This window comes from Levilactobacillus bambusae (genome assembly GCF_003124125.1).
GTDB lineage: Bacteria > Bacillota > Bacilli > Lactobacillales > Lactobacillaceae > Levilactobacillus > Levilactobacillus bambusae.
Genome location: NZ_QCXQ01000005.1, coordinates 1 through 19236 on the forward strand (window position 1 = coordinate 1; position 19236 = coordinate 19236).

Here is a 19236-nt window from a genome sequence, read left to right on the forward strand (position 1 = left end):
AGCTCAAGCAGTGAATCCAGCTCTAGCTCACAATCGAGTTCAAGTTCTCAATCAAGCTCGAGCTCACAATCAGATACAGGAAGTGAATCCAGTTCTAACTCACAGTCGGGTACGGATAGTGAATCTGATTCAGACTCGCAATCAAGTACGAACAGTGATTCTAACTCCAGTTCAGAATCTAACTCTGCTTCAGATTCTGAATCTGGCTCCAACTCCGTAGATGATAGTGACAGTAATAATGGGGCGGGGAACCCTGGCAACCCTGGAAATGACAATAACGGATCGGGTTCTAACGATTCAGCTAGTGGATCGAATGAATCAAGTCAAGCATCCGAAAATCCTTCTGATAAGGGACAATTGCCACAGACAGGCGAAGAAGCTGCTGATCCAACTGCTGAACTTACCGGTTTAGCATTATTGGGAGCCACACTTCTAGGTCTTCTGAGACGGCGTAACAAACGTAACGAAGACTAATAATTAGTGGATTTACCACAAAAATAAAGGAACCTGAGAAGTATTTTCTCGGGTTCCTTTTTTGTGATATCTAATGAAAGTCGAACTTAATTGTTTTATAATATAACTAGGTTACTAAACTAAATATTTATGAAATGGGGGAAGACTATGGAACAACCAACCGTTCCTAAACGGATAATTTTGGCTGAATATCTAGTGGATATGTTTGATGCCCAACGACAAGATAAAAAAACAGTTGAAGATATTTTACCTAAAACCGAAAAGTTGGTTGAGTCAACCAAATCCTTTAATATTCCCGTCTATGTTCTGACCAATGCGAAGATCTCATACAATACACCTGAATTGACGATACTAACGGCATCGTTGCCTCCAGAACTTAAGGACCTTTCGCTATATATGCTAAGGTGGGTCATGGCTTATCAATTCGTGCTCCAGCACCCAGAAATCGAGGAATTGGTATTAGTGGACTTAGGTGATGTGGTCATGCTAAAGAATCCGTTTGGCTTGTTCGATGAACGTTACCTGTACATGGGTGATGAATTAACCGATTTAAATATTCCGATTATTAATACGGGCTATATCCCAGATTATGGGCGTAACTTTCTGCGGGAGAATCAATTAGTTCAGGGTCTAAACCCGGGAGTAATTGGTGGGAAGCGGGCCATTGTTCTAGAATTTTTAAGTATTATGGCCAACCTTATTTGCCAAACGGAAGTGGAGCATCAAATAGATGGCAAGCCAGCAATCCGCCCGTTTGAAATGGGGTTGATCGATTACATATTTTATCGTTACTTTGCTACTCGAATGAAACATGGGCGGCAAGTGACAACATTATTTTACTTTAACCGGCCAGATATTCGGGCATGGTTTAAGCATAAGTAAGTGGCTTTAAAGGAGTTTAGTTATAATGAATAAAGCGGAATTTTATCGCAGTGTTAAGGACCACTGGTGGAAGTTCGCCATTGATGGGTGGCGGAATCTTACTTTAGAGGGTAATGACGGGACTAAAGCTCTCTTGTCCATTGAGTTTGAGGCTGACGGTGATCTTTCCTTTCCCTCTGAAATTCCCTATCTACCAACGATGCGGCACTGGGATTGGAATGAAACAACAAATACCATTCTGTTACTGGATGGTTACTATGGGTTAGATAAAACGCTGCTACCGCCAGTCCGTGAGAATCAGGATTTAGTAATCCAAGATGCAAGGACTAAGGATCGGTGGGTGAGTGCGAATGTTTTTGAAACCATTATTCGGCATACTTGGGCGCCCGATCCGCTAATTAAAGATTTAGGGACGTTCTCTCGGTTAATGCACCCCTTTATGGTAGTGGATAAGCAGCTTCCAATTGATGAATACGAGTCATTGGTTCAAGAATTGGCCATCGCAAGTATTCAGGTTCAACGGAGTTCCTATCAATTAGGAAATATTCAACTGTGGGAGGAACTTCATCAAGAACTATTGGATCAGGCCGAAAAAAGTCCCATTGCGGTTCTGAATGGACGCGTTAAGATGAGGGAGCCTTTTTATGTGAGGCTCAAGACTAATAAGTTGACCTTATTGACCTCGCAGCATGCTGAGGTGGTGGGGGTTATGGGGCACCGCTCACTAATGACAGAGTTTGTGGGCGAGCTTCTATTTGAGTGGCGCTTAAACCAGCTGAATCAGCAGTCACAATCCGTTAATAGGTTATGCTTAACCATTTTGGAACGTTATTTTAAGGGCCGTTATGTCAATCGGAAAGAAAAAGCCATTAAAGGAGAATTCAATCGTGAATCTCAATTCAATTTTTAAGTTAGACCAGATCCCCGTTAACTTTCAGCCTCACCAGGCCGTACAGCGGCAGATTGTGCTAGGTGAGTTAATGGGCGATAACCATGATGAAAATATCCGGGTGGGGAATCGACTAGCTGATTCGGTGAATCAAGTTATGCTGCCCCTGTATCTGCGGTCGTCAACAACGGGATTTGACGAGCGGCCAGGCTTCTACGTTATACCCAATGCGGAACCCGAAAGCTTTTGGCGTTGGGCCTTTCAGTTTGTTCTAATACACGATGAGTTGGAAGAAATGGCGCTGACGGATCCCTTTGAAGTTCAACTTCTTCATCATCCGTTTGAGGCGCTGCAGGCTAATCGCCTGTACGTGGCCGATGAATGGGGCGAACTTTCTAAAATTAATTTTAGTGAGAATAGTATTTCGGCTGTTCAAGAGTTCGGTAGGATTAATCCCCACCTCCAGCTTCTCAATGCTTCAGTCATCATGGGTGATAGAAGTCTCATATTGGAATTTTTGAGTTTAATGATCCGATATACGGAACAGTTAGAACCTGCAGAACAACAGAATTACTTTAAGGTGGACCAGATTTTTAATTTTGTTTGTTACTCTTATTTTGCTAATCGGTTAGTCCACGGCCGACAGGTTACAACAATCTTTGGGTTTGAGCAGCAGCATAGTGAAGCCTGGTTTAAATGTCGATAGAAAGGCTAGATGATATATGGACAGATTAAGTGTGGTACGGCAACTGTGCGGCCATAATTGGATTTTTTTAAAGAACGGGCATAGTTTGATTAAAATGGGGGACGGTGGAATTCTGGCCCTGAAATTTTTAGAATCGGGCCGGCTGGCATCAGAGTCTGAAATGAGTTTTTTACCTGATACCCAGACCTGGGATTTTAATAGTGATCAGCAATTGATTGAGCTGATGAACCGGAGCGGCAAGGTTGCTTTGACGCTTCGATTGCCGATTCAAGAAGGCCGGCAGGTAATTATGCGGGACGTTAATTCTAACGATCAATACAGCTATTTTAGTAACGTTGACGCCATTTTGAACTTACCATTAGCGCCGGACCCCTTGGTGATGGAAAATCCCAGCTTAGGTCGCCAACCAGTCCCAGTAGTCTTACAATTAGGTCAAAAAGAAAGCTCACCGTTAAAACACTCCGTCCGGAAGCTAAACGTCAGGATGGAGACTTTATCCATTGATTTGACGCTGCGACAGGGCTGGGACAGTCTGTATGATTACCTGACCCAACATCCGGAAATGGATCTAATTGCGGCTATGACGCCCGAATACCAGGTATTAAATGCCCCCTTTGATAGTCTGGTTCCTGACCTGCTATATTTAGATGATGAGTTAGAATTTATGACGCTTCCGAATGGGCGTGGCGAAGTCATGCGGCTCAGTGGGCAGATGATGATTGGAACGAGAAGTCTACTGATTGAGTGGGTCAGTGCGATTTTGATGCAGACGGATTCTGAACGGCTCACCCCGCATACCATTAATTGGGTGGCCTATACTGACTTTGCAGATCGACTTGTCCATGGACGCCAAGTTACTCAGAAGCCTAGTATTAATTCACCCCAATCATGGATTCAGAGTCCAGATATTCGCCGAAAACGGCATTAATTTAAGGCTAAAGTTATTGAACGCTTTAGTTTTTATCCAATTGATTTATAGTGTGAAAATAAAATACAGTAAACTATTGACATATCATATAAAAATTATTTATACTTAGTGGTGGTTAGAAAACCAAACACACTTTTTTAGGGGGAATCATTTTGAATATCAAGACTTCAATGGCTTGCGCCATGGTTTTAACAACTATGGGAGCCACAGCAGTTACCAGCGTAGCTGCACCCGCAACTCAAGCACAGGCAGCAACTACAACGACGGTTAACCGACGGGAAGCTGCTGCAGCGCGTTCATTAGGGGTTTACACCAAGGGAAGCTTAACCGCTAGCGGGACTGCTGTTAACGGTTTACGTCTTCAAGCGAACAATACGGTCACTACCGGTCAACTAAACCTGCAGTACAGTGCTACTTCAATTTCAACAGCCTTATCTGAAAATTCGAAGTACGTGGTTAAAGTTCCTAAGGAATTACAGCCTTTAGTTGCTTCGAAGGACTTTAAACAATATATTTCTGGTTCATTTAAGTGTAAGGTCAAATTAGGTGGCACTGCTAAGCGTACATATACAGAAGATGATATGAGTATTGCTTCGGATGGTTCAACAATCTCATTTGATAACCCACAAATGACGTATTTAATTGGTTCAGAATATACGATTAACGTTACCTTGGACTTAGGTCAAGCAGTAACAAACTCAGGAATTCGGATTGCTAATTCTAGTGCTGCTAATGGTTACCACTTTGATAGTGCGGTTACTCCAGCTTCTAACGCCATTAACTGGTCCGCTGTCGGTAACTATAATGCAGGTGCAACGTTGCCAACTGTTCAATTAGATCCTGGTTATGATTTACTTCATACCAAACCAACTATTGAAAAAGTTACGGATAAGAGTACGTACGTTACTGGTACTGGAACTCCAGGTGCCAAAGTAACGGTTAAAGTTGGCGACAAAGTAATCGGAACGGGTACCGTTGATGCTAATCGAGTATACGTTATCGATATTCCAAAACAGCATGCTGATGTAACGTTATCCGTTACTCAAAATACTGGAGTAGGTGAAAGTGATGCTGCAACCACGGTTGTTCAACATGAAGCCTCAGCACTTCCAGCACCCACTTTGACACCAGGCGTTTACGCTCAAGGTGCTAAAGTTACTGGGATTGGTGACACACCCGGCGATAAGATTACGGTAATGGATGCCAATCGAGGAAATGTACTTGGAATCAGCTACGTTAATTCCGATAAGACATTTGCTGTTGGCGTTTCCAATGCAGGAAGTAATACTGTTATTTCCGTATACGAATCTAATAATGACGGCGATAAGAGCCAATCAACCTTTGGACTGATTCAATAAACTTAATGGTAATAACGATGAAAAGATGTCAATGTTATTTGACATCTTTTTTTGTCAACTAAATTGCAAATTTATTCACAAATAGTTCATAAATATGATTTTTTTAAGAATTAAGAAATATTAAGATATCTTAAAAACGCTAATATATATGAACTAGTTAAGTATTTCATAATTAATTCATAAAATTAAATCAAATTATAGTGTTGACTAACTAGATTTAGGGGTGATATTCTATGGGTATGGAAACGCTATCTGATAGCGGAGCCAAAAAATTTTTGGAGGGATTCATATATGGCTAATTATAAGACAGCGTTAATGAGCGCTATTGTTCTTGCTTCTTTAGGAGCTACAGCTGTTACTTCTACTACGCAGGCGGATGCTGCTTCGTATAAGGGGCAAACAACATCGGTTGCTAAGCAAAAGGCAGCGGATAAGCAGAACTTAAAGAAGACCAAAGATGGCAAGCAAACCAGAGCATTGGACGTCTACACTAAGGGTACTTTAACTGCTAGTGGGACTGCCGCTAACGGGCTAGACTTGCAAGCTAATAACACAGTAACGACTGGTGTGCTAAACTTAAGCTATGACGGTGAATCCGTTGGGACTGCGTTATCAGAAGATTCAAAGTATGTTGTAAAAGTGCCAAAGGAATTACAACCATTAGTTGCCTCCAAAGATTTTAAGCAGTATATATCTGGTAGCTACAAGTGTGATATCACTGGTGGGGGAACAGTAAACCATACCTACACTGAAGATGACATCAGCATTGCAACGGACGGTTCAACCATCTCCTTTGATAACCCACAGACAACGTATCTGTTGGGTGCTAACTATACCATCAATATTTCCTTAGACTTAGGTCAGGCCGTGACAGATACTGGAATTCGGATTGCTGATTCGACTGACGTCAGCAATGATTATCATTTTATATCAGCTGTAGTACCTAGTGAAGGCGCCATTGACTGGTCCCTAGTAGGGGATTACAATGCTGGCGTAAACTTGCCAACTAATAAGTTAGATCCAGGATACGATCTGCTAAACCAAAAGCCGACGATTGAAAAGGTAACGGACAAGAGTACGCATGTTACCGGTTCAGGGGTACCTGGAGCTAAGATCACGGTTAAAGTTGGCGACAAGGTAATTGGAACGGGTACCGTTGATGAAAATGGAATTTATACGGTAGAAATTCCGACGCAAAGTGAGGGTGTGACCATCACCGTTACCCAGAATACTGGGGTCGGTGAAAGTAAGCCGGCAACAACAGTGGTTCAGCATGAAGATGCTGACATTCCTGCTCCAGTTGTGAATAATCCGATTAAAGCTGGTGAACCCCTGACAGGTTTAGGTAGTGAACCAGGTGATAAAATTACCGTGGTTTCTGCTAATGACCAAACTAAGGTGTTAGGAACGGGTTATGTTGAAGATGATTATACATTCTCCATTACCCTGAGTGATGCTCCAGCGGGTACAATCGTTGGAATTTATGAATCCAATAGCAACGGTGACAAGAGCGCATTAGCTTATGCTTTCATTAGTTAATTATTAACTTATTAAAAAGATGCTAAAATAAAAGGGCGATTGGAATACTTTCCAATCACCCTTTTATTGAGTTATTAAGGAGTATAAATGGATAACGGAGACAGAGAGATTCGAACTCTCGCGCCGGTTGCCCGACCTATACCCTTAGCAGGGGCACCTCTTCAGCCACTTGAGTATGTCTCCAATACCTTACCTAATAAGTATAGCGCAATTGTAATCGCCTGCCAATAGTTATCACAATTATATTTTTAATTTGTAAATTATTTCTAGTATAAACTAAAAGCGATTGACAAATTTCTAGTGGGAATCTTCGGAATGGTGGTAGCCCGTTGAAAACATCCGGAGGGTCATGAGAACGCTGAGAAATCCGACGATGATCAGGCTCAGCACGGGCGAGAAAAAGGCGATGCCAATACCAATACCGCTGAGATAGGTCAGGTAAATGATGCTGCGGTCAAGCGGACGGGTTGAATTATCGTGGGGAACGGTTGGGTTATCCCGAACAATCTGATGGTCCATGAGGTGGAATGCGATACTCCAAAGCAGCAGAATAAGACAGTAAAAGACTTCGGCCCACGTCGTATCGGGGTCGGTACCCACCCAGTTGGTGGCAAAGGGAACGAGCGTAAGGAAGAAGAGCCAGAGTCCGTTCAGCAAGAACGTTCGAATGGAGATGAATTGGGCCTTCTCGAATAGGTCATGGTGGGACGACCAGACCGTATAAATCAGAATGTAGCTGATGGTATAGGCAAAAAAGACGGTTCGATCTGCCCAAAGGCCCCTAAGATTTGAGGGGTGGGGAAGGTGTAAGTCTAATACCATGATGGTGGCTGCGATGGCAATGATTGCGTCGGTAAAGGCGACGAGCCGGTTCTTATTCATAGGAATGGACTCCAATCATGCGGCTAACCATTAACGGGTTGTAACTGAGAGATCTGATTAATCAGGGTAAGCAGCTGGTTCTTAGCCTGTTCGTATTCCGGAATCTGGTTGCCGAACTGTTCGTTGAAGCCGTCTAATCCACCAGTTGCGTACGCATTTTCATATTGGTAGACGGCTTCGTAGGCGGCAGAGAACTGGACCAATAGTGAATGGTTTTGGTCACCTGTCATTTGTAAGGCCATCTCAATGGTTCTAAAGTCAGTGTAAGCAAGTTCGAAGTGGATTGGAAATGCCCGGGTAAAAGGCTCCTGATTTTGAATAATTTTATAGTGATTTTCGGTAGTGGAACTCAAATTTTTGATGGATCCTTTAACATCTAACATGGTCATCATACTGGCCCTCCTAATTTTTAAGTTGGTAGTTTATTGATTATTATAGAAGGCTTTTTGTGAAAGAAAAGTATTTAGGCTTCGTTGCTAAATAGATTATAAAAATCTCCTATGATTAAGTCAATCACGGGAGATTTTTCGGATTATTAAGTATGATAGACGAACAGAGTGCTTAATGAAGATGGGGGTGTTCGTGTGAAAGGATTCAAAACGCTGATGACGCTAGCCATACTCGTTGGTGGCGGCTGGTGGGTGAAGACTAACCCGCAGGTAGTCGCTAACGCCTTCAATGAGCTGACGGCCCAATTCAGTCAGATCGAGCAGTCAACGAATTCCAAGGTGGCAACGAAATCCAAGACGAAAACGACGCAGAAGAAGGAACATAGCGGATCAGAGACACCGATTGAACCGATCGTCCAAGACGTTAAGTTGAGTTCGCACTACCGGTATCGGTTTGATAAGAACGTTCCGGCGGCTGCTCGGCGTGTTTTTCTGGATGCAGTGGCGGTCTATAACCGGACTAAAATTGTGCAAATTACACCGGATGGGAACGCTAAAAATCAGATTACGTTTGCGATGTACCATAAGCAGATGAGTCAGAATACGAGCAATATTGAGCTAGGGGTTGGGGGTCCGCAGATTACGACAACGACCAGTGTGACGGGCACCACAAGTGTCAATCATCCGACGGCCAAGCTGAACGGGGACTATGCCGATGCCTTTAGCGACTCTGTGGCAATTCATGAGTTGGGACACGCCCTCGGCTTAGACCATAGCGACAGTCCGATGTCAGTCATGTATCCTGAAAATCAAGGTCGGACCACGTTATCCGAAGCGGATATTGCTAGCTTGAGAGAAATTTATGGGTAACGTTCAATATTGTAAAGCAAGCTGATGATCACGCATTAAGGTTCAAATAAGCCGGGGCGTTTTCCACCGGATAAAAGACGGGATTGGTCCAGTGCAACATTGCATCGGTTAACTGCAGCCGAACGGGTGATAAACGGTGGTAAGGTTCAAAGTAGTAGGTCCGGGATTCGCAGCAGGTCGCCGCGCGATAAACGGAATAGGTTCGGCGGTGGCTGAGGCTCTTTGGAACGGTCACGGAATCGAGCAGCCGCCACGCACTAACTAGTGCTTCTTGTTCGTTCGTCGGCTGGTCAGCCCGTTCCTTATTATAGGCGGCCCGGATAAACCGGGCACCAACGGTATAGCCTCCGCTGGGAACGGGCCCAGCGAACTGTCGGGTGGTGACGTACGGCGTATTTAAGGGTACCGTTTGGTGAATAAAATCCGGCGTGAACGTCACGTACTTTGCTAGTTGAACCAGTTGGTGATCATAATCCCGTGAATTGGTGACCACGCCAAGCGGGTTTTCTCGAATGACCATGGGTGATTCAGTTGGTTCAATCACGACACACCGTCCCGTTCGATCAACGGCCGCAAAGTGCAGTTCGGGATGACCGTAATCAGTCAAAGCGTGGGTCGAGGCCATGAGTTCAATCTCGGTAATGTGGTCCTCAATATCTGCGACGCTGCGATAGTGGCCTAACATCCAAAATGAAAATTCGAACGGAGCAAGGTGAATTTTACCTGGAGTTGGATCGTCAATACGGCGGGTGCCGTTCGAAAATGTAAGCTTTTGAACGCTTAGCCCCCATTCGTTGACGCCATCGGATAAATCAATTTCGTCATCGTGGGCCCGGCCACCACCAATAATGGCATAGGGGTTTGCGTGTTGAACGTGATCAAAAAGGCTGCGCCACTGATAATTCCGGGGGACAAAGATGGGCTGGCTCCGCATTTCGTCCCAATCCATGGTTCGCGCAAAGGTATGGGTCAAATCCTGGGCAATTTGTAAGATACTGGTACACATAACAGCCATCTCCTAGATTATTGTTATCGGTCTATTTAGATACCCTAAGGATAAGGGAAACGAATAATATTGTAAACTTGATAAAGAAACCAAACTTTAAATAATCAACGGTATAAATTAGAGCCTAACTAAAATCCCGGATTTTGACGAAAAATCCGGGGTCAGTTAGGCTCTGTTTGTGCATATAATCGCATATTATTACATGCTAATGAATATCATTGAATGTTGATGAAAAATACCGATTAACGCTGTCGTGTCAGTACATTAAGCCGATTTTTAAAACGGGGTGATTTTCCAAGTTTGTCCTTATTTTACATAAAATCATGCCATTTTCGATAATTTTTTCGTTAATGAGGATTTTTTTCACATACGAGCCCATATAAATGACCCAATATGGTTAAATTATGTTCGACAATATTGTTATTGGGGTTCATTATTTACTTGTTTTTATGGCGTTAAGAGATATACTTAATATAAATAGTCTTGGAGCGTCCACATTTTATGTAAAAAAGTGCCATTCCGGTATTTAGTGTTAATAACCCACTAAATTAGGTCAATCCTTTTTTGCATAGTATAAATCTTAAAATGCTGACGCTCAATTTTTTGCAAAAGAGGGAGACCACCATGTCACGATTAATTGATTTAAAAGGTCAGCGATTTGGGCGATTAGTTGCACTGGAAATTGCCGGTCAAAAAGGGAACGGCAATAAGCTTTGGTTATGCCAGTGCGACTGCGGCAATACCTGCATTAAGGACGGATATAATTTACGTCACGGGATAACCAAGAGTTGCGGCTGCTTAGTCAAGGACGTTGCCCGTGAAAAATTCTACCAGCAGGAGGAAACCCGCCAGCGTATGGGGAACGTTGAACAATTGGCCTCCGCTTGGCATGTTACTTATATGGATAAGGTCCGGTCGACCAATCAGAGCGGTACAACTGGGGTGAGCTATGATTCAATGCGTGACCGTTGGGTGGCCCGGTTATACTACAACCACCGGTACGTCTTAAACCGAACGTTTAAGACCAAGGAGGAAGCCGTTGAAGCTCGGGTGGAAGCGGAACGACAATATTTAAAAGTTAATTAGACGATTAACAGGTAAGCGCGGGCTGTCGGTGGCTCAAACTTACCTGTTTTCATTAATAAAATCATCGAATTTTGGCCAAAGCGGCGGTGTTATTCGATATACTAGAGGAGGAAGATACGATATCGGGTAAGGGATGAGGAAAATGAGAAGATTACTAGGTGTTAACTTGATTTTGCTTATGGCGGTGATGCTATCTGGATGCGGCAATGAGACGGCAGATGATGGTCAGGCTAAGGATGAAAAAATTAGTAGTTTGCAGCGGGCAAATAGCCAGCTAAGGGCGCAATCCGGAACTGAATCCACTGAAAATGGAACGGATTCAACGGCTGCTGTCAACGCATCAAGTAGTCCAACCACTCCGGTGCAGCTTAGCGAGGGTCAAATGACAGCTGTTAATAACGCCTTCTACAGTTGGGCAGCTGGCCGCGCCGAGGTTGGAAACATGGCGGTAACCGACTGGACATTTGAACATGGCGCTGGTGGTCGCGGTGACTGGTACGCGGACACACCGGATGGAAAAGCCATCATGCAGGATGAAGGGCATCCGGGTAAAACGGCGTACCCGATTCAGGCTATTGGTGGCGTCACCTTTTTTACAGCGAAGGATGGTTCGGTAGGCAAGCAGGACATGAAAGATGTGAGCACTACCGCCGGTTATTCCACGGTCGCAAGGGAGGACAAACCAGTTACGAAGTACCTCTTAGGAAACAATGGGGTCGTCTACGAATTAAAGGGAACTCCTAAAACAGTGGGACTAACGACGGGCTATGGCGAAGCTGGCGATGATGGCACCTTTGGAGCATACGAGCCTCAGAAAAAGTTCATTGTCTCACAGGATACAGCCGCACAGACGGAGTTAAACCAACTATTGGACTCCTATCGCTAATTGGCGGGTGGTTTTCAGACATCTTTCTACATAAAAACAGCGGCAGCATGACTAATTTCTGGCATGCTGCCGCTGTTTTTGTTTCGTAACGTAACGTTAAAATGTTATGAGATCGGTTGACCTAGTTGCTTGGCTTTGACCGCATTAGGAACATTGCGGCCGCTGCGCCGATTAAAATGAGGACCATTGCCGTATAGGAAGCGGCAGTTAAGCCGTGATCGTATGCGTTGATGACAGCCGTTTGAATGCTTTTGGCGAACGGCGTTGCATTTACCCGGTGGCTAAATGCGATGGCATGACCCGAGAAGGGACCGGCCTCCAAGAGGGCCTTGTGCAGCCCATCTGCCATCTGGGCTGGTAGATGAAGCCCGTTAAAGGACTTGGTAATGTGGGCTTCGTACACCTTCGTTTGACTGAGCCCAATCACAACGACCCCAAAGGTTACCCCGAATTGCCGAAAAACATTGACGATTCCGGAAGCCATTCCCATCTGTTGCTGACTAATTCCCTCTAAGGCTGCGGCGTTCAAGGTGGGGTTAATCGTGGCGTTCCCGATCCCCATTAAAATAAGGGCCGGGAGAATTGAGATGAAGGTGGCAGTGGGACTAATGGCCTGGTTAAAGACGAGTTGGGCGATGGCGAGGAGGAGCAAGGCACCTGTGGCAATCCACTTCTTTGAGAAACGGTTGCCCAAAATGCCAATGAAGGGCCCCAAGAAGAGGGACCAAACGGACATGGAGAGCTGCCGAAGCCCAGTCCCAAGGGCGGAGTACCCCATGTAGTTCTGCATGAGACTGGTCAGGTAGACGTTAAAGGCGAAGACTCCCGCGCCTAAGCCAAAGGCGGCCAGGACGGAGCCTAAGAAGCCGAGGTCGGTGAGCATTCTCATGTCCATCATAGGTTGGGCGAGGTGGGTTTCCACGATCACAAAGGCGACTAAGAGTCCTACCGCTAGCGCCAACCAACCGCCAACTTGCCAACTAAGCCAGGCGAGGTCGGGATTGGTCTCCTTCTGGATCAGTCCGTAAATTAAGGCGAATAAACCGCCGGCGGATAACAGCATCCCAACGAAGTCGATCTTATCGTTCTGACCGTCATGGGGCAGTTCTTTCACCGTCGTCAGGGTTAAAATCACCGCAATGATCCCCAGCGGAACATTCACAAAGAAGATGGCGGGCCAGTTAAAGTATTCCACGAGGTAACCGCCAACGAGGGGGCCGGCAGCCACGGAAAGGCCGATAACGGAACTGAGAATTCCAATGGCTAAGCCCCGTTCCTTCCCCGTAAAGTTAGTGGCAACGAGGGCCATGGAGAGGGAGCTGACGCCGGCTCCACCAATCGCTTGCAGGGCCCGGGATAGGTCTAAGAAGACGAGGTTGGGAGCAATCCCGTTCAAGAATGAAGCGGCGGTAAAGATGATGAGGCTAATGACAAACATGCGTTTTAACCCAAACATGTCTCCTAACTTGGAAACAATCAGCAGGGTCACGGCGAAGGCCAACGTATAGGCGTTTAAAACCCATTGGAGCTGATTGAAACTCTCTCCGAAACTGCGCTGCATAGTGGGAAGGGCGACGTTCACAACGGTAACGTCAATCAGCGCCATAAATTCGCCCAGTCCTGCGGCGGTTAAGGCGAGCCACCGCTTCATTGATTTTTGTTCTGGCATAATTTAATGGCTTCCTTTCATAGTAAGCTGGTGAATTTGGTTATCAATCCACGTGAGTTTGGTAGTTGCGATATTTAAATAAAGGTCAAAGGAAGTCGCCGTCCAAGCAATTTCATCCGCCGGTTTATTGGGCAGCTTTAAGACGTGTTCTCTGTGCTCGGCATAGGCGTCGTATTCGGACTGGGTCACCGACCGAAAGTCCTGCAGAATTTGCAGCTGGACTTCGGGATCCACCTGGCGAAGTTCGGCAATCTTGAACCGGTACGTCTCGTCTCGGCGGGCATTTTCTGGAACGGGTTCCCGCATGAGCGCCTGAAAGTGTTCGGCACCTTGTGGGGTAATCTGGGCGTTCTTCTTTCCCCGGGTACTTTTGGGGTCCACCTGCCAAGTCAGGTCGCCCTCCTTGCCCAGTCTGACCAGGAGGGGATGCAAAGTCCCGTTAGAAATCTTTCGGCCGGGACCCAGAATATTATTGAGGATTAACCCTAATTTATACCCCGATTTATTGTTTTCTAGGAGTTCACCAAGAATCACTATTTCATACATCAGTCACACCTCCATATATCGAATCGACTTATCCAGTATAAGTCGATTCGATATATTGTCAACCCAAATCCCTAAAAAGATTTGGGTTTGCGTGATTGGAGGTTGTCCGGGCGGCGTTTCTGTGCTAACCTTGAAACAACTTAATAGTTAACGACGATAAAAAGGACGAGTACAGCTGGGAATTGCCCGTAGAGAGCTTAGGATTGGTGGAACCTAGGCGGCAATCCAGCTGGAAAAACACCGTTTTGTTTCTAACTGAAAGCAGTAGGCTTAGACGTTACCGCAACGTTACCCGCGGAAAGTATGTTTGTACTTTTAAGCTGGCTTCGTTGAAGCAATTTGGGTGGTACCGCGGAAAGACCTTTCGTCCCTGTATAGGGGATGACGGGTCTTTTTTGTCGTCTGGTGAAGAATTGAAGGGAGAGTGGATACAATGGCAAAACAAGTAACGGTCAAAGAATTATATACCGCTGATACTGAAGTGACGGAACCCGTTGAATTAACGGGTTGGGTCAAGACGGTGCGGGCATCAAAAAACGTGGGGTTCGTTGAATTAAACGACGGTTCCAGTTTGAAGAACGTCCAAATTGTGATGAAGAGCGACCTGCCTAACTACGAAGCGTTAGGCAAAATGCCAATCAGCACCACCATTACCGTTGAAGGAACGGTGGCCTACACGCCAAAGGCTCCGCAGCCGTTTGAAATTCACGCGGCAAGCATTAAGGAAGTGGGCCATTCCGATAACGATTACCCCCTCCAAAAGAAGAAGCATTCATACGAGTATTTACGGACGATTGCCCACTTGCGGCCCCGGACAAACACCTTTTACTCCGTGTTTAAAATCCGGTCCCTCGCAGCCTTTGCGGTCCACCAATACTTACAGGATCGGGACTTCGTATACGTGAACACCCCGCTAATTACCAGCAGCGACAGCGAAGGGGCCGGGGAAATGTTCCGGGTTACCACGTTGGACCTCAACAACCTGCCGAAGGATGAAGAAGGCCACGTCGATGACACCCAGGATTTCTTCAAGAAGGAAACCAACTTAACGGTGAGCGGTCAGCTTCCCGTTGAATCCTTTGCGTTGGCGCTCCGCAATGTTTATACGTTTGGGCCCACTTTCCGGGCTGAAAACTCGCACACGACCCGGCATGCTTCCGAGTTCTGGATGATTGAACCCGAAATGGCCTTTGCCGATCTTAAGGACGTCATGGATGTTTCCGAAGGCCTGTTAAAGAGCGTCATCCGGTACCTGTTCAGCCACGCCCAAGACGAATTGCAATTCTTGAACGACAACGTTGATGACCAACTCATCGAACGGTTAACCACCACCGTCAACGAAGAGTTTGCCCGGGTAACCTATACGGACGCCATTGATATTTTGCAACAGGCCGACGTTGACTTTGAAGAACCCGTTGAATGGGGCATTGATTTAGATGCTGAACACGAACGCTACCTATCCGAACAGGTTTACAAGAAGCCCGTCTTCTTGACCGACTACCCGAAGGACATTAAGGCCTTCTACATGCGGGATAACGCCGACGAAAAAACGGTTGCTGCGGTAGACTTGCTCGTCCCTGAAATTGGGGAACTGGTCGGTGGAAGCCAACGTGAAGAACGGGAAGCCGTCTTAGCCCAAAAGATTCAGGACTTTAACCTTTCCGAAGATGAATACCAATGGTACCTGGACCTGCGGAAGTACGGCGAAACGGAACACTCTGGGTTCGGAATCGGGTTTGAACGCCTCGTCATGTACGTAACGGGTATCGATAACATTCGCGACGTGATCCCTTACCCAAGAACGCCAGGGAACGCTGAATTCTAAGACGAATGTGTTAAACCGATGATACTCATACAGCAAAAGTAAAAGGGAGAGACGTTAGGTCTCTCCCTTTTTTGTGTGGGGTGGATTATCGAAATAAATTGTGGTAGGATGCTTTGCTTTTGTAATCGTAACCATTACCTTAACACAAGCGTTTTAATTAAAAATCAAGGTTTACAAATGTAGGGAATATGGTAGGCTAAGGGTGGTTAAAGCAACGCAAATTTAGTCATGGGTAAAGGATGTGAGCAGATGTCCAAAAAAGGATGTGCCTTGATGATCTCAGCCGGTGTGACCGCTGCTGTGACAGTTTACGTGTTAAAGCAACTCGATTGGTTCCACGATGACGCAAAGGACTACGCCATTTTTGAATCGTAAGGATGACGAATCAGAAGGAGGTCGGTTAGATGATCAAACACAAAGCAATTATGATTGGCGCAGGGCTAGCAAACATGGCGAGCGCAGTCTACTTGATTCAAGAGGGTCACTGGGAGGGTTCCGCCATTACCTTTTACGGGGTTGACGACCACGGGTCAAACGATGGGAGTCTCGCTTCGGAACAAGCGGATGATTACTGGAACAAGAACCACCCGCTCGATAATACCAAGGGATACATTGCCCGTGGCGGACGGATGCTGAACTACCGAACCTACGTTGATTTAATGGATCTGCTCTCCCGGGTGAAATCCGCGACGGAGCCAAATATGACGGCGGCAGAAGACACCCGGGACTTTGATGCCCAGCACCGGACCTTTGATAAGGCGCGGCTATTGCGGCGGGGTGAGGGCATTGTGGACGCCGGTAAATTAGGGCTGGATAACAAGGACCGGATGCTGCTCTCCCGGCTGGTAATGATGCCCGATAAAGATGAAGAAAAGTTAGATAATATTTCCATTGCCGACTACTTTAAGGATGATCCCCACATCTTTACCACGAACTTCTGGTACATGTGGGAGACGACCTTTGCCTTCCGGACCCAGAGCTCCGTTCAAGAATTACGGCGCTATATGCACATGATGCTGTATGAATTTACCCAGATTGAACACTTAGTCGGGGTGAACCGGACCCGTTACAACCAGTTCGAAAGTATTATGCTGCCGCTGATTAACTACTTGAAGGAAGCTGGCGTACACTTCGAGTTCGGTAAAATCGTTTCCGACTGGGAATTTAAGACCAGCCCGATGCAAGATGAAATTACGGTGACGGGGCTAGAAGTGACGGATGCCAAGACGGGTCAGATAGATCATGTCACCGTCGACGATGACACGGCCGTCATCTTTACGAACGGCTCGATCACGGATTCCGCCACGATTGGCGACTACGATTCACCGGCCCCACAAGATATGGCGTACGGGCTTTCCGCCAGTCTCTGGAAGAAGGCAGCAGATAAGTTCTATAACCTAGGCACCCCGGATAAGTTTTTTGACGACCGGGACGCCTCCGAGTGGATCAGTTTTACCCTCACCACGAAGGACCACCTGCTGTTAAACGAAATTACGCGGATTACCACTCAGGTGCCGGGTAACGCCCTCAACAGTTTTCTATCGACGGCCCCGATTACCGACTTGGGCAACCCGGACGTCAACATGTCGATCGTGGTCCATCATCAACCCCACTTCACCACGCAAAAACCGAATGAGGGTGTGATTTGGGGTTACTTCCTTTACCCCCGGCGGACGGGCGAGTTCGTGAATAAACCCTACATTGAAATGAACGGGAAGGAAATGCTGCAAGAACTCATTGGGCAGCTCAGCTTGGTTGATCCCGGCCCCGTTAACATCCGGGAAAAGGAGCAGGCTATCATGGACTCCGTGATTAACTGCATCCCCGCTTACATGCCGTACGCTTCGGCCTTGTTCAACAACCGGGCTAAAACGGATCGGCCGCTGGTGATTCCGGAACACTCAACGAACTTAGCCTTCACCGGTGAATTTGTGGAACAACCGTACCAGATGGTCTTCACGGAACAGAGCGCCGTGCGGTCGGGTGAAATTGCCGCCTACCACTTTGCGGGGATTCCAATGAGCCGCTTAGTTAAGACACCCCGTTACGATAAAGACATTCCAACGTTATTGCGGGCGACGAAGAAAATGTTTGAATAAATAGGTTAATCAATCAAACCGGTTCCGCTAAAAACGGCATGATCCAAATTCGAGTGAACGCCACCCGAATTTGGATCATGCCGTTATTTGTTTTGGGGGAATGAGTTGGTCGTCCGTCGGCTAACCATGTTCATACTTAGCGGCAATTTGACTCACCATGTCTTCCAGCCGGAATTGTTGCTGGTAGAGTGCAAAGCTGCGTTGGCTATCCTCAACGACAACAGCTTGGAGGTATTCGGTGACTAGGTGGGCGGCCGAATCAATGTGGCCCGGTGTATAAAGGTGACCGTTATGGTTAGTGACCAGGCCTTTGTGCCCGGTCACAGAACTGAGAACGACCGGGATTTGGTAGGCTAACGCATCAATCACGGAGAAGGGCATCCCCTCATAGTGCGCCGTGGACAAGAAGACCTTGGCCTGCCGGTAATAGGGGTCAACGTCACTAATGTGGCCCACGAAGTGAACGTTGGCGCTGATCCCCAAGTTGTTGGTGATGGCCTGCATATCTGCTAATAAAACGCCGCCGCCCGCATAAATGAATTGGGCCTCCGGGACGGTTTGCAGAACCTTGTAGGCGATTTCTACGAATTCTAAGGGGTTTTTCTGGGCGTCGCACCGGGCAATGTTGATGACTACCGGGGCGTTATCCGCGTAGTGACAGTTCTTTGGCTCGCTGACCCCGTTATTGACGACGACCGCCTTGTCCTCGGTCACGATCTTCTCCCTTAGGGCGTAAGCCTGTTCATCATCGGAAACGTGGATGACTAAGTTGGCCCGGGAAGTAATGAGTTTTTCCATCACTAAGATAATGGCCCGCTTCCACTTAGCCAGTGGCTTTTCGGAGTAGTAAGCGTGGGCGGTGTAGAAGACCTTGATTTGGTGGTTCAAAAAGAAGGTGTAGAGAAAAACGATCATGCCGGCGTACGAACTGTGGGCGTGCATAATATTAACGTCGTTTTCCCTGACTAACCGGTGGAGCTGCCGCAATACCCGCCAAAGGTTCCAGGGTTTGTAAAACTCGGACTGGCGGTTATCGACCAGGTAGTCATCTGGAGCGGCCTCGTTGATCCGGGTCGTTGTCACGTAGGGCATAATTTTAATGTGGTCAGTATTTAAATGGTCGTATAAGTGGTCAACGTGGCGTTTGACACCGCCACCGTAGGCTTCACAAACTTCAAGAACGGTTAACATAGCGAGCACCT

The 19236-nt window shown here is 46.5% G+C and carries 19 protein-coding genes, 1 tRNA gene and 1 other annotated feature; of the genes, 13 read left to right on the plus strand and 7 right to left on the minus strand.

The window, feature by feature from the left end:
• From DCM90_RS07425 to DCM90_RS07455, 7 genes are all read left to right on the plus strand, one after another.
• Positions 1–474: LPXTG cell wall anchor domain-containing protein (locus tag DCM90_RS07425; RefSeq protein ID WP_133244331.1), on the plus strand; the 474-nt coding region annotated here is incomplete at its 5' end.
• Between the two features lie 147 nt (positions 475–621).
• Positions 622–1356, plus strand: coding sequence for a hypothetical protein (locus tag DCM90_RS07430; RefSeq protein WP_109250742.1), 735 nt, complete (start codon positions 622–624; stop codon positions 1354–1356).
• 25 nt (positions 1357–1381) lie between these two features.
• Complete coding sequence (locus DCM90_RS07435) at positions 1382–2266, plus strand: hypothetical protein (RefSeq protein WP_109250743.1); 885 nt, start codon at positions 1382–1384, stop codon at positions 2264–2266.
• On the plus strand, positions 2244–2951 hold the full coding sequence (locus DCM90_RS07440) for a hypothetical protein (protein ID WP_109250744.1): 708 nt from the start codon (positions 2244–2246) through the stop codon (positions 2949–2951). The genes DCM90_RS07435 and DCM90_RS07440 overlap by 23 nt, the downstream gene beginning before the upstream one ends.
• 16 nt (positions 2952–2967) lie before the next feature.
• Complete coding sequence (locus DCM90_RS07445) at positions 2968–3879, plus strand: hypothetical protein (RefSeq protein ID WP_133244332.1); 912 nt, start codon at positions 2968–2970, stop codon at positions 3877–3879.
• 152 nt (positions 3880–4031) lie between these two features.
• The gene (locus DCM90_RS07450) at positions 4032–5237 is read left to right on the plus strand and encodes an Ig-like domain-containing protein (RefSeq protein WP_109250746.1); all 1206 of its coding nucleotides are present in this window, start codon (positions 4032–4034) and stop codon (positions 5235–5237) included.
• Positions 5238–5528: 291 nt separating this feature from the next.
• Positions 5529–6776, plus strand: a complete 1248-nt coding sequence (locus DCM90_RS07455) for an Ig-like domain-containing protein (RefSeq protein ID WP_109250747.1) — start codon at positions 5529–5531, stop codon at positions 6774–6776.
• Between the two features lie 95 nt (positions 6777–6871).
• Here the strand turns inward: DCM90_RS07455 and DCM90_RS07460 are convergent.
• From DCM90_RS07460 to DCM90_RS07470, 3 genes are all read right to left on the minus strand, one after another.
• Positions 6872–6959 (minus strand) — tRNA-Ser (locus DCM90_RS07460).
• Positions 6960–7073: 114 nt separating this feature from the next.
• Positions 7074–7658, minus strand: a complete 585-nt coding sequence (locus tag DCM90_RS07465; protein ID WP_109250748.1) for a TMEM175 family protein — start codon at positions 7656–7658, stop codon at positions 7074–7076.
• Between the two features lie 23 nt (positions 7659–7681).
• Complete coding sequence (locus DCM90_RS07470; RefSeq protein ID WP_109250801.1) at positions 7682–8041, minus strand: hypothetical protein; 360 nt, start codon at positions 8039–8041, stop codon at positions 7682–7684.
• Positions 8042–8263: 222 nt separating this feature from the next.
• On the opposite strand from DCM90_RS07470, the gene DCM90_RS07475 reads away from it, so the two are divergent.
• Entirely contained in the window at positions 8264–8917 is a 654-nt protein-coding gene (locus DCM90_RS07475; RefSeq protein WP_165815250.1) for a matrixin family metalloprotease, read from the plus strand.
• Positions 8918–8945: 28 nt separating this feature from the next.
• Here the strand turns inward: DCM90_RS07475 and DCM90_RS07480 are convergent, their stop codons facing one another.
• Positions 8946–9923 carry a linear amide C-N hydrolase gene (locus tag DCM90_RS07480; RefSeq protein ID WP_109250750.1) on the minus strand — a complete coding sequence of 326 codons (978 nt, stop codon included), beginning with the start codon at positions 9921–9923 and terminating at the stop codon, positions 8946–8948.
• 624 nt (positions 9924–10547) lie between these two features.
• Here DCM90_RS07480 and DCM90_RS07485 point away from each other — a divergent pair.
• Together DCM90_RS07485 and DCM90_RS07490 are read left to right on the plus strand one after the other, a co-directional pair.
• Complete coding sequence (locus DCM90_RS07485; RefSeq protein ID WP_109250751.1) at positions 10548–11009, plus strand: hypothetical protein; 462 nt, start codon at positions 10548–10550, stop codon at positions 11007–11009.
• A gap of 142 nt (positions 11010–11151) precedes the next feature.
• Entirely contained in the window at positions 11152–11895 is a 744-nt protein-coding gene (locus DCM90_RS07490; RefSeq protein WP_109250752.1) for a hypothetical protein, read from the plus strand.
• A 121-nt stretch (positions 11896–12016) separates the two neighbouring features.
• Here the strand turns inward: DCM90_RS07490 and DCM90_RS07495 are convergent, their stop codons facing one another.
• Together DCM90_RS07495 and DCM90_RS07500 are read right to left on the minus strand one after the other, a co-directional pair.
• The gene (locus DCM90_RS07495) at positions 12017–13564 is read right to left on the minus strand and encodes an MFS transporter (RefSeq protein ID WP_109250753.1); all 1548 of its coding nucleotides are present in this window, start codon (positions 13562–13564) and stop codon (positions 12017–12019) included.
• Positions 13565–13567: 3 nt separating this feature from the next.
• Positions 13568–14110 carry a PadR family transcriptional regulator gene (locus DCM90_RS07500; protein WP_109250754.1) on the minus strand — a complete coding sequence of 181 codons (543 nt, stop codon included), beginning with the start codon at positions 14108–14110 and terminating at the stop codon, positions 13568–13570.
• Between the two features lie 147 nt (positions 14111–14257).
• Positions 14258–14485: a binding site (T-box leader), on the plus strand.
• Between the two features lie 58 nt (positions 14486–14543).
• Here DCM90_RS07500 and asnS point away from each other — a divergent pair.
• The 3 genes from asnS (at position 14544) to DCM90_RS07510 (ending at position 18034) form a co-directional block, all read left to right on the plus strand.
• Positions 14544–15935, plus strand: coding sequence for an asparagine--tRNA ligase (asnS, locus tag DCM90_RS07505; protein WP_109250755.1), 1392 nt, complete (start codon positions 14544–14546; stop codon positions 15933–15935).
• A gap of 249 nt (positions 15936–16184) precedes the next feature.
• Positions 16185–16310 (plus strand): hypothetical protein, encoded by a 126-nt coding sequence (locus tag DCM90_RS10165; protein ID WP_263852058.1) that lies wholly within the window; start codon positions 16185–16187, stop codon positions 16308–16310.
• A 29-nt stretch (positions 16311–16339) separates the two neighbouring features.
• The gene (locus tag DCM90_RS07510; protein ID WP_109250756.1) at positions 16340–18034 is read left to right on the plus strand and encodes an oleate hydratase; all 1695 of its coding nucleotides are present in this window, start codon (positions 16340–16342) and stop codon (positions 18032–18034) included.
• Positions 18035–18154: 120 nt separating this feature from the next.
• Here the strand turns inward: DCM90_RS07510 and DCM90_RS07515 are convergent, their stop codons facing one another.
• On the minus strand, positions 18155–19225 hold the full coding sequence (locus DCM90_RS07515; RefSeq protein ID WP_109250757.1) for a glycosyltransferase: 1071 nt from the start codon (positions 19223–19225) through the stop codon (positions 18155–18157).
• Positions 19226–19236 lie beyond the last annotated feature (11 nt).

Coding starts and splice junctions, on each gene's coding strand:
- DCM90_RS07490 (WP_109250752.1), top strand. CDS start 11,152: ATGAGAAGATTACTAGGTGTTAACTTGATTTTGCTTATGGCGGTGATG.
- DCM90_RS07430 (WP_109250742.1), top strand. CDS start 622: ATGGAACAACCAACCGTTCCTAAACGGATAATTTTGGCTGAATATCTA.
- DCM90_RS07480 (WP_109250750.1), bottom strand. CDS start 9,923: ATGTGTACCAGTATCTTACAAATTGCCCAGGATTTGACCCATACCTTT.
- DCM90_RS07470 (WP_109250801.1), bottom strand. CDS start 8,041: ATGTTAGATGTTAAAGGATCCATCAAAAATTTGAGTTCCACTACCGAA.
- DCM90_RS07445 (WP_133244332.1), top strand. CDS start 2,968: ATGGACAGATTAAGTGTGGTACGGCAACTGTGCGGCCATAATTGGATT.
- DCM90_RS07435 (WP_109250743.1), top strand. CDS start 1,382: ATGAATAAAGCGGAATTTTATCGCAGTGTTAAGGACCACTGGTGGAAG.
- DCM90_RS07495 (WP_109250753.1), bottom strand. CDS start 13,564: ATGCCAGAACAAAAATCAATGAAGCGGTGGCTCGCCTTAACCGCCGCA.
- DCM90_RS07475 (WP_165815250.1), top strand. CDS start 8,264: ATGACGCTAGCCATACTCGTTGGTGGCGGCTGGTGGGTGAAGACTAAC.
- asnS (WP_109250755.1), top strand. CDS start 14,544: ATGGCAAAACAAGTAACGGTCAAAGAATTATATACCGCTGATACTGAA.
- DCM90_RS07510 (WP_109250756.1), top strand. CDS start 16,340: ATGATCAAACACAAAGCAATTATGATTGGCGCAGGGCTAGCAAACATG.
- DCM90_RS07465 (WP_109250748.1), bottom strand. CDS start 7,658: ATGAATAAGAACCGGCTCGTCGCCTTTACCGACGCAATCATTGCCATC.
- DCM90_RS07500 (WP_109250754.1), bottom strand. CDS start 14,110: ATGTATGAAATAGTGATTCTTGGTGAACTCCTAGAAAACAATAAATCG.
- DCM90_RS10165 (WP_263852058.1), top strand. CDS start 16,185: ATGTCCAAAAAAGGATGTGCCTTGATGATCTCAGCCGGTGTGACCGCT.
- DCM90_RS07515 (WP_109250757.1), bottom strand. CDS start 19,225: ATGTTAACCGTTCTTGAAGTTTGTGAAGCCTACGGTGGCGGTGTCAAA.
- DCM90_RS07485 (WP_109250751.1), top strand. CDS start 10,548: ATGTCACGATTAATTGATTTAAAAGGTCAGCGATTTGGGCGATTAGTT.
- DCM90_RS07455 (WP_109250747.1), top strand. CDS start 5,529: ATGGCTAATTATAAGACAGCGTTAATGAGCGCTATTGTTCTTGCTTCT.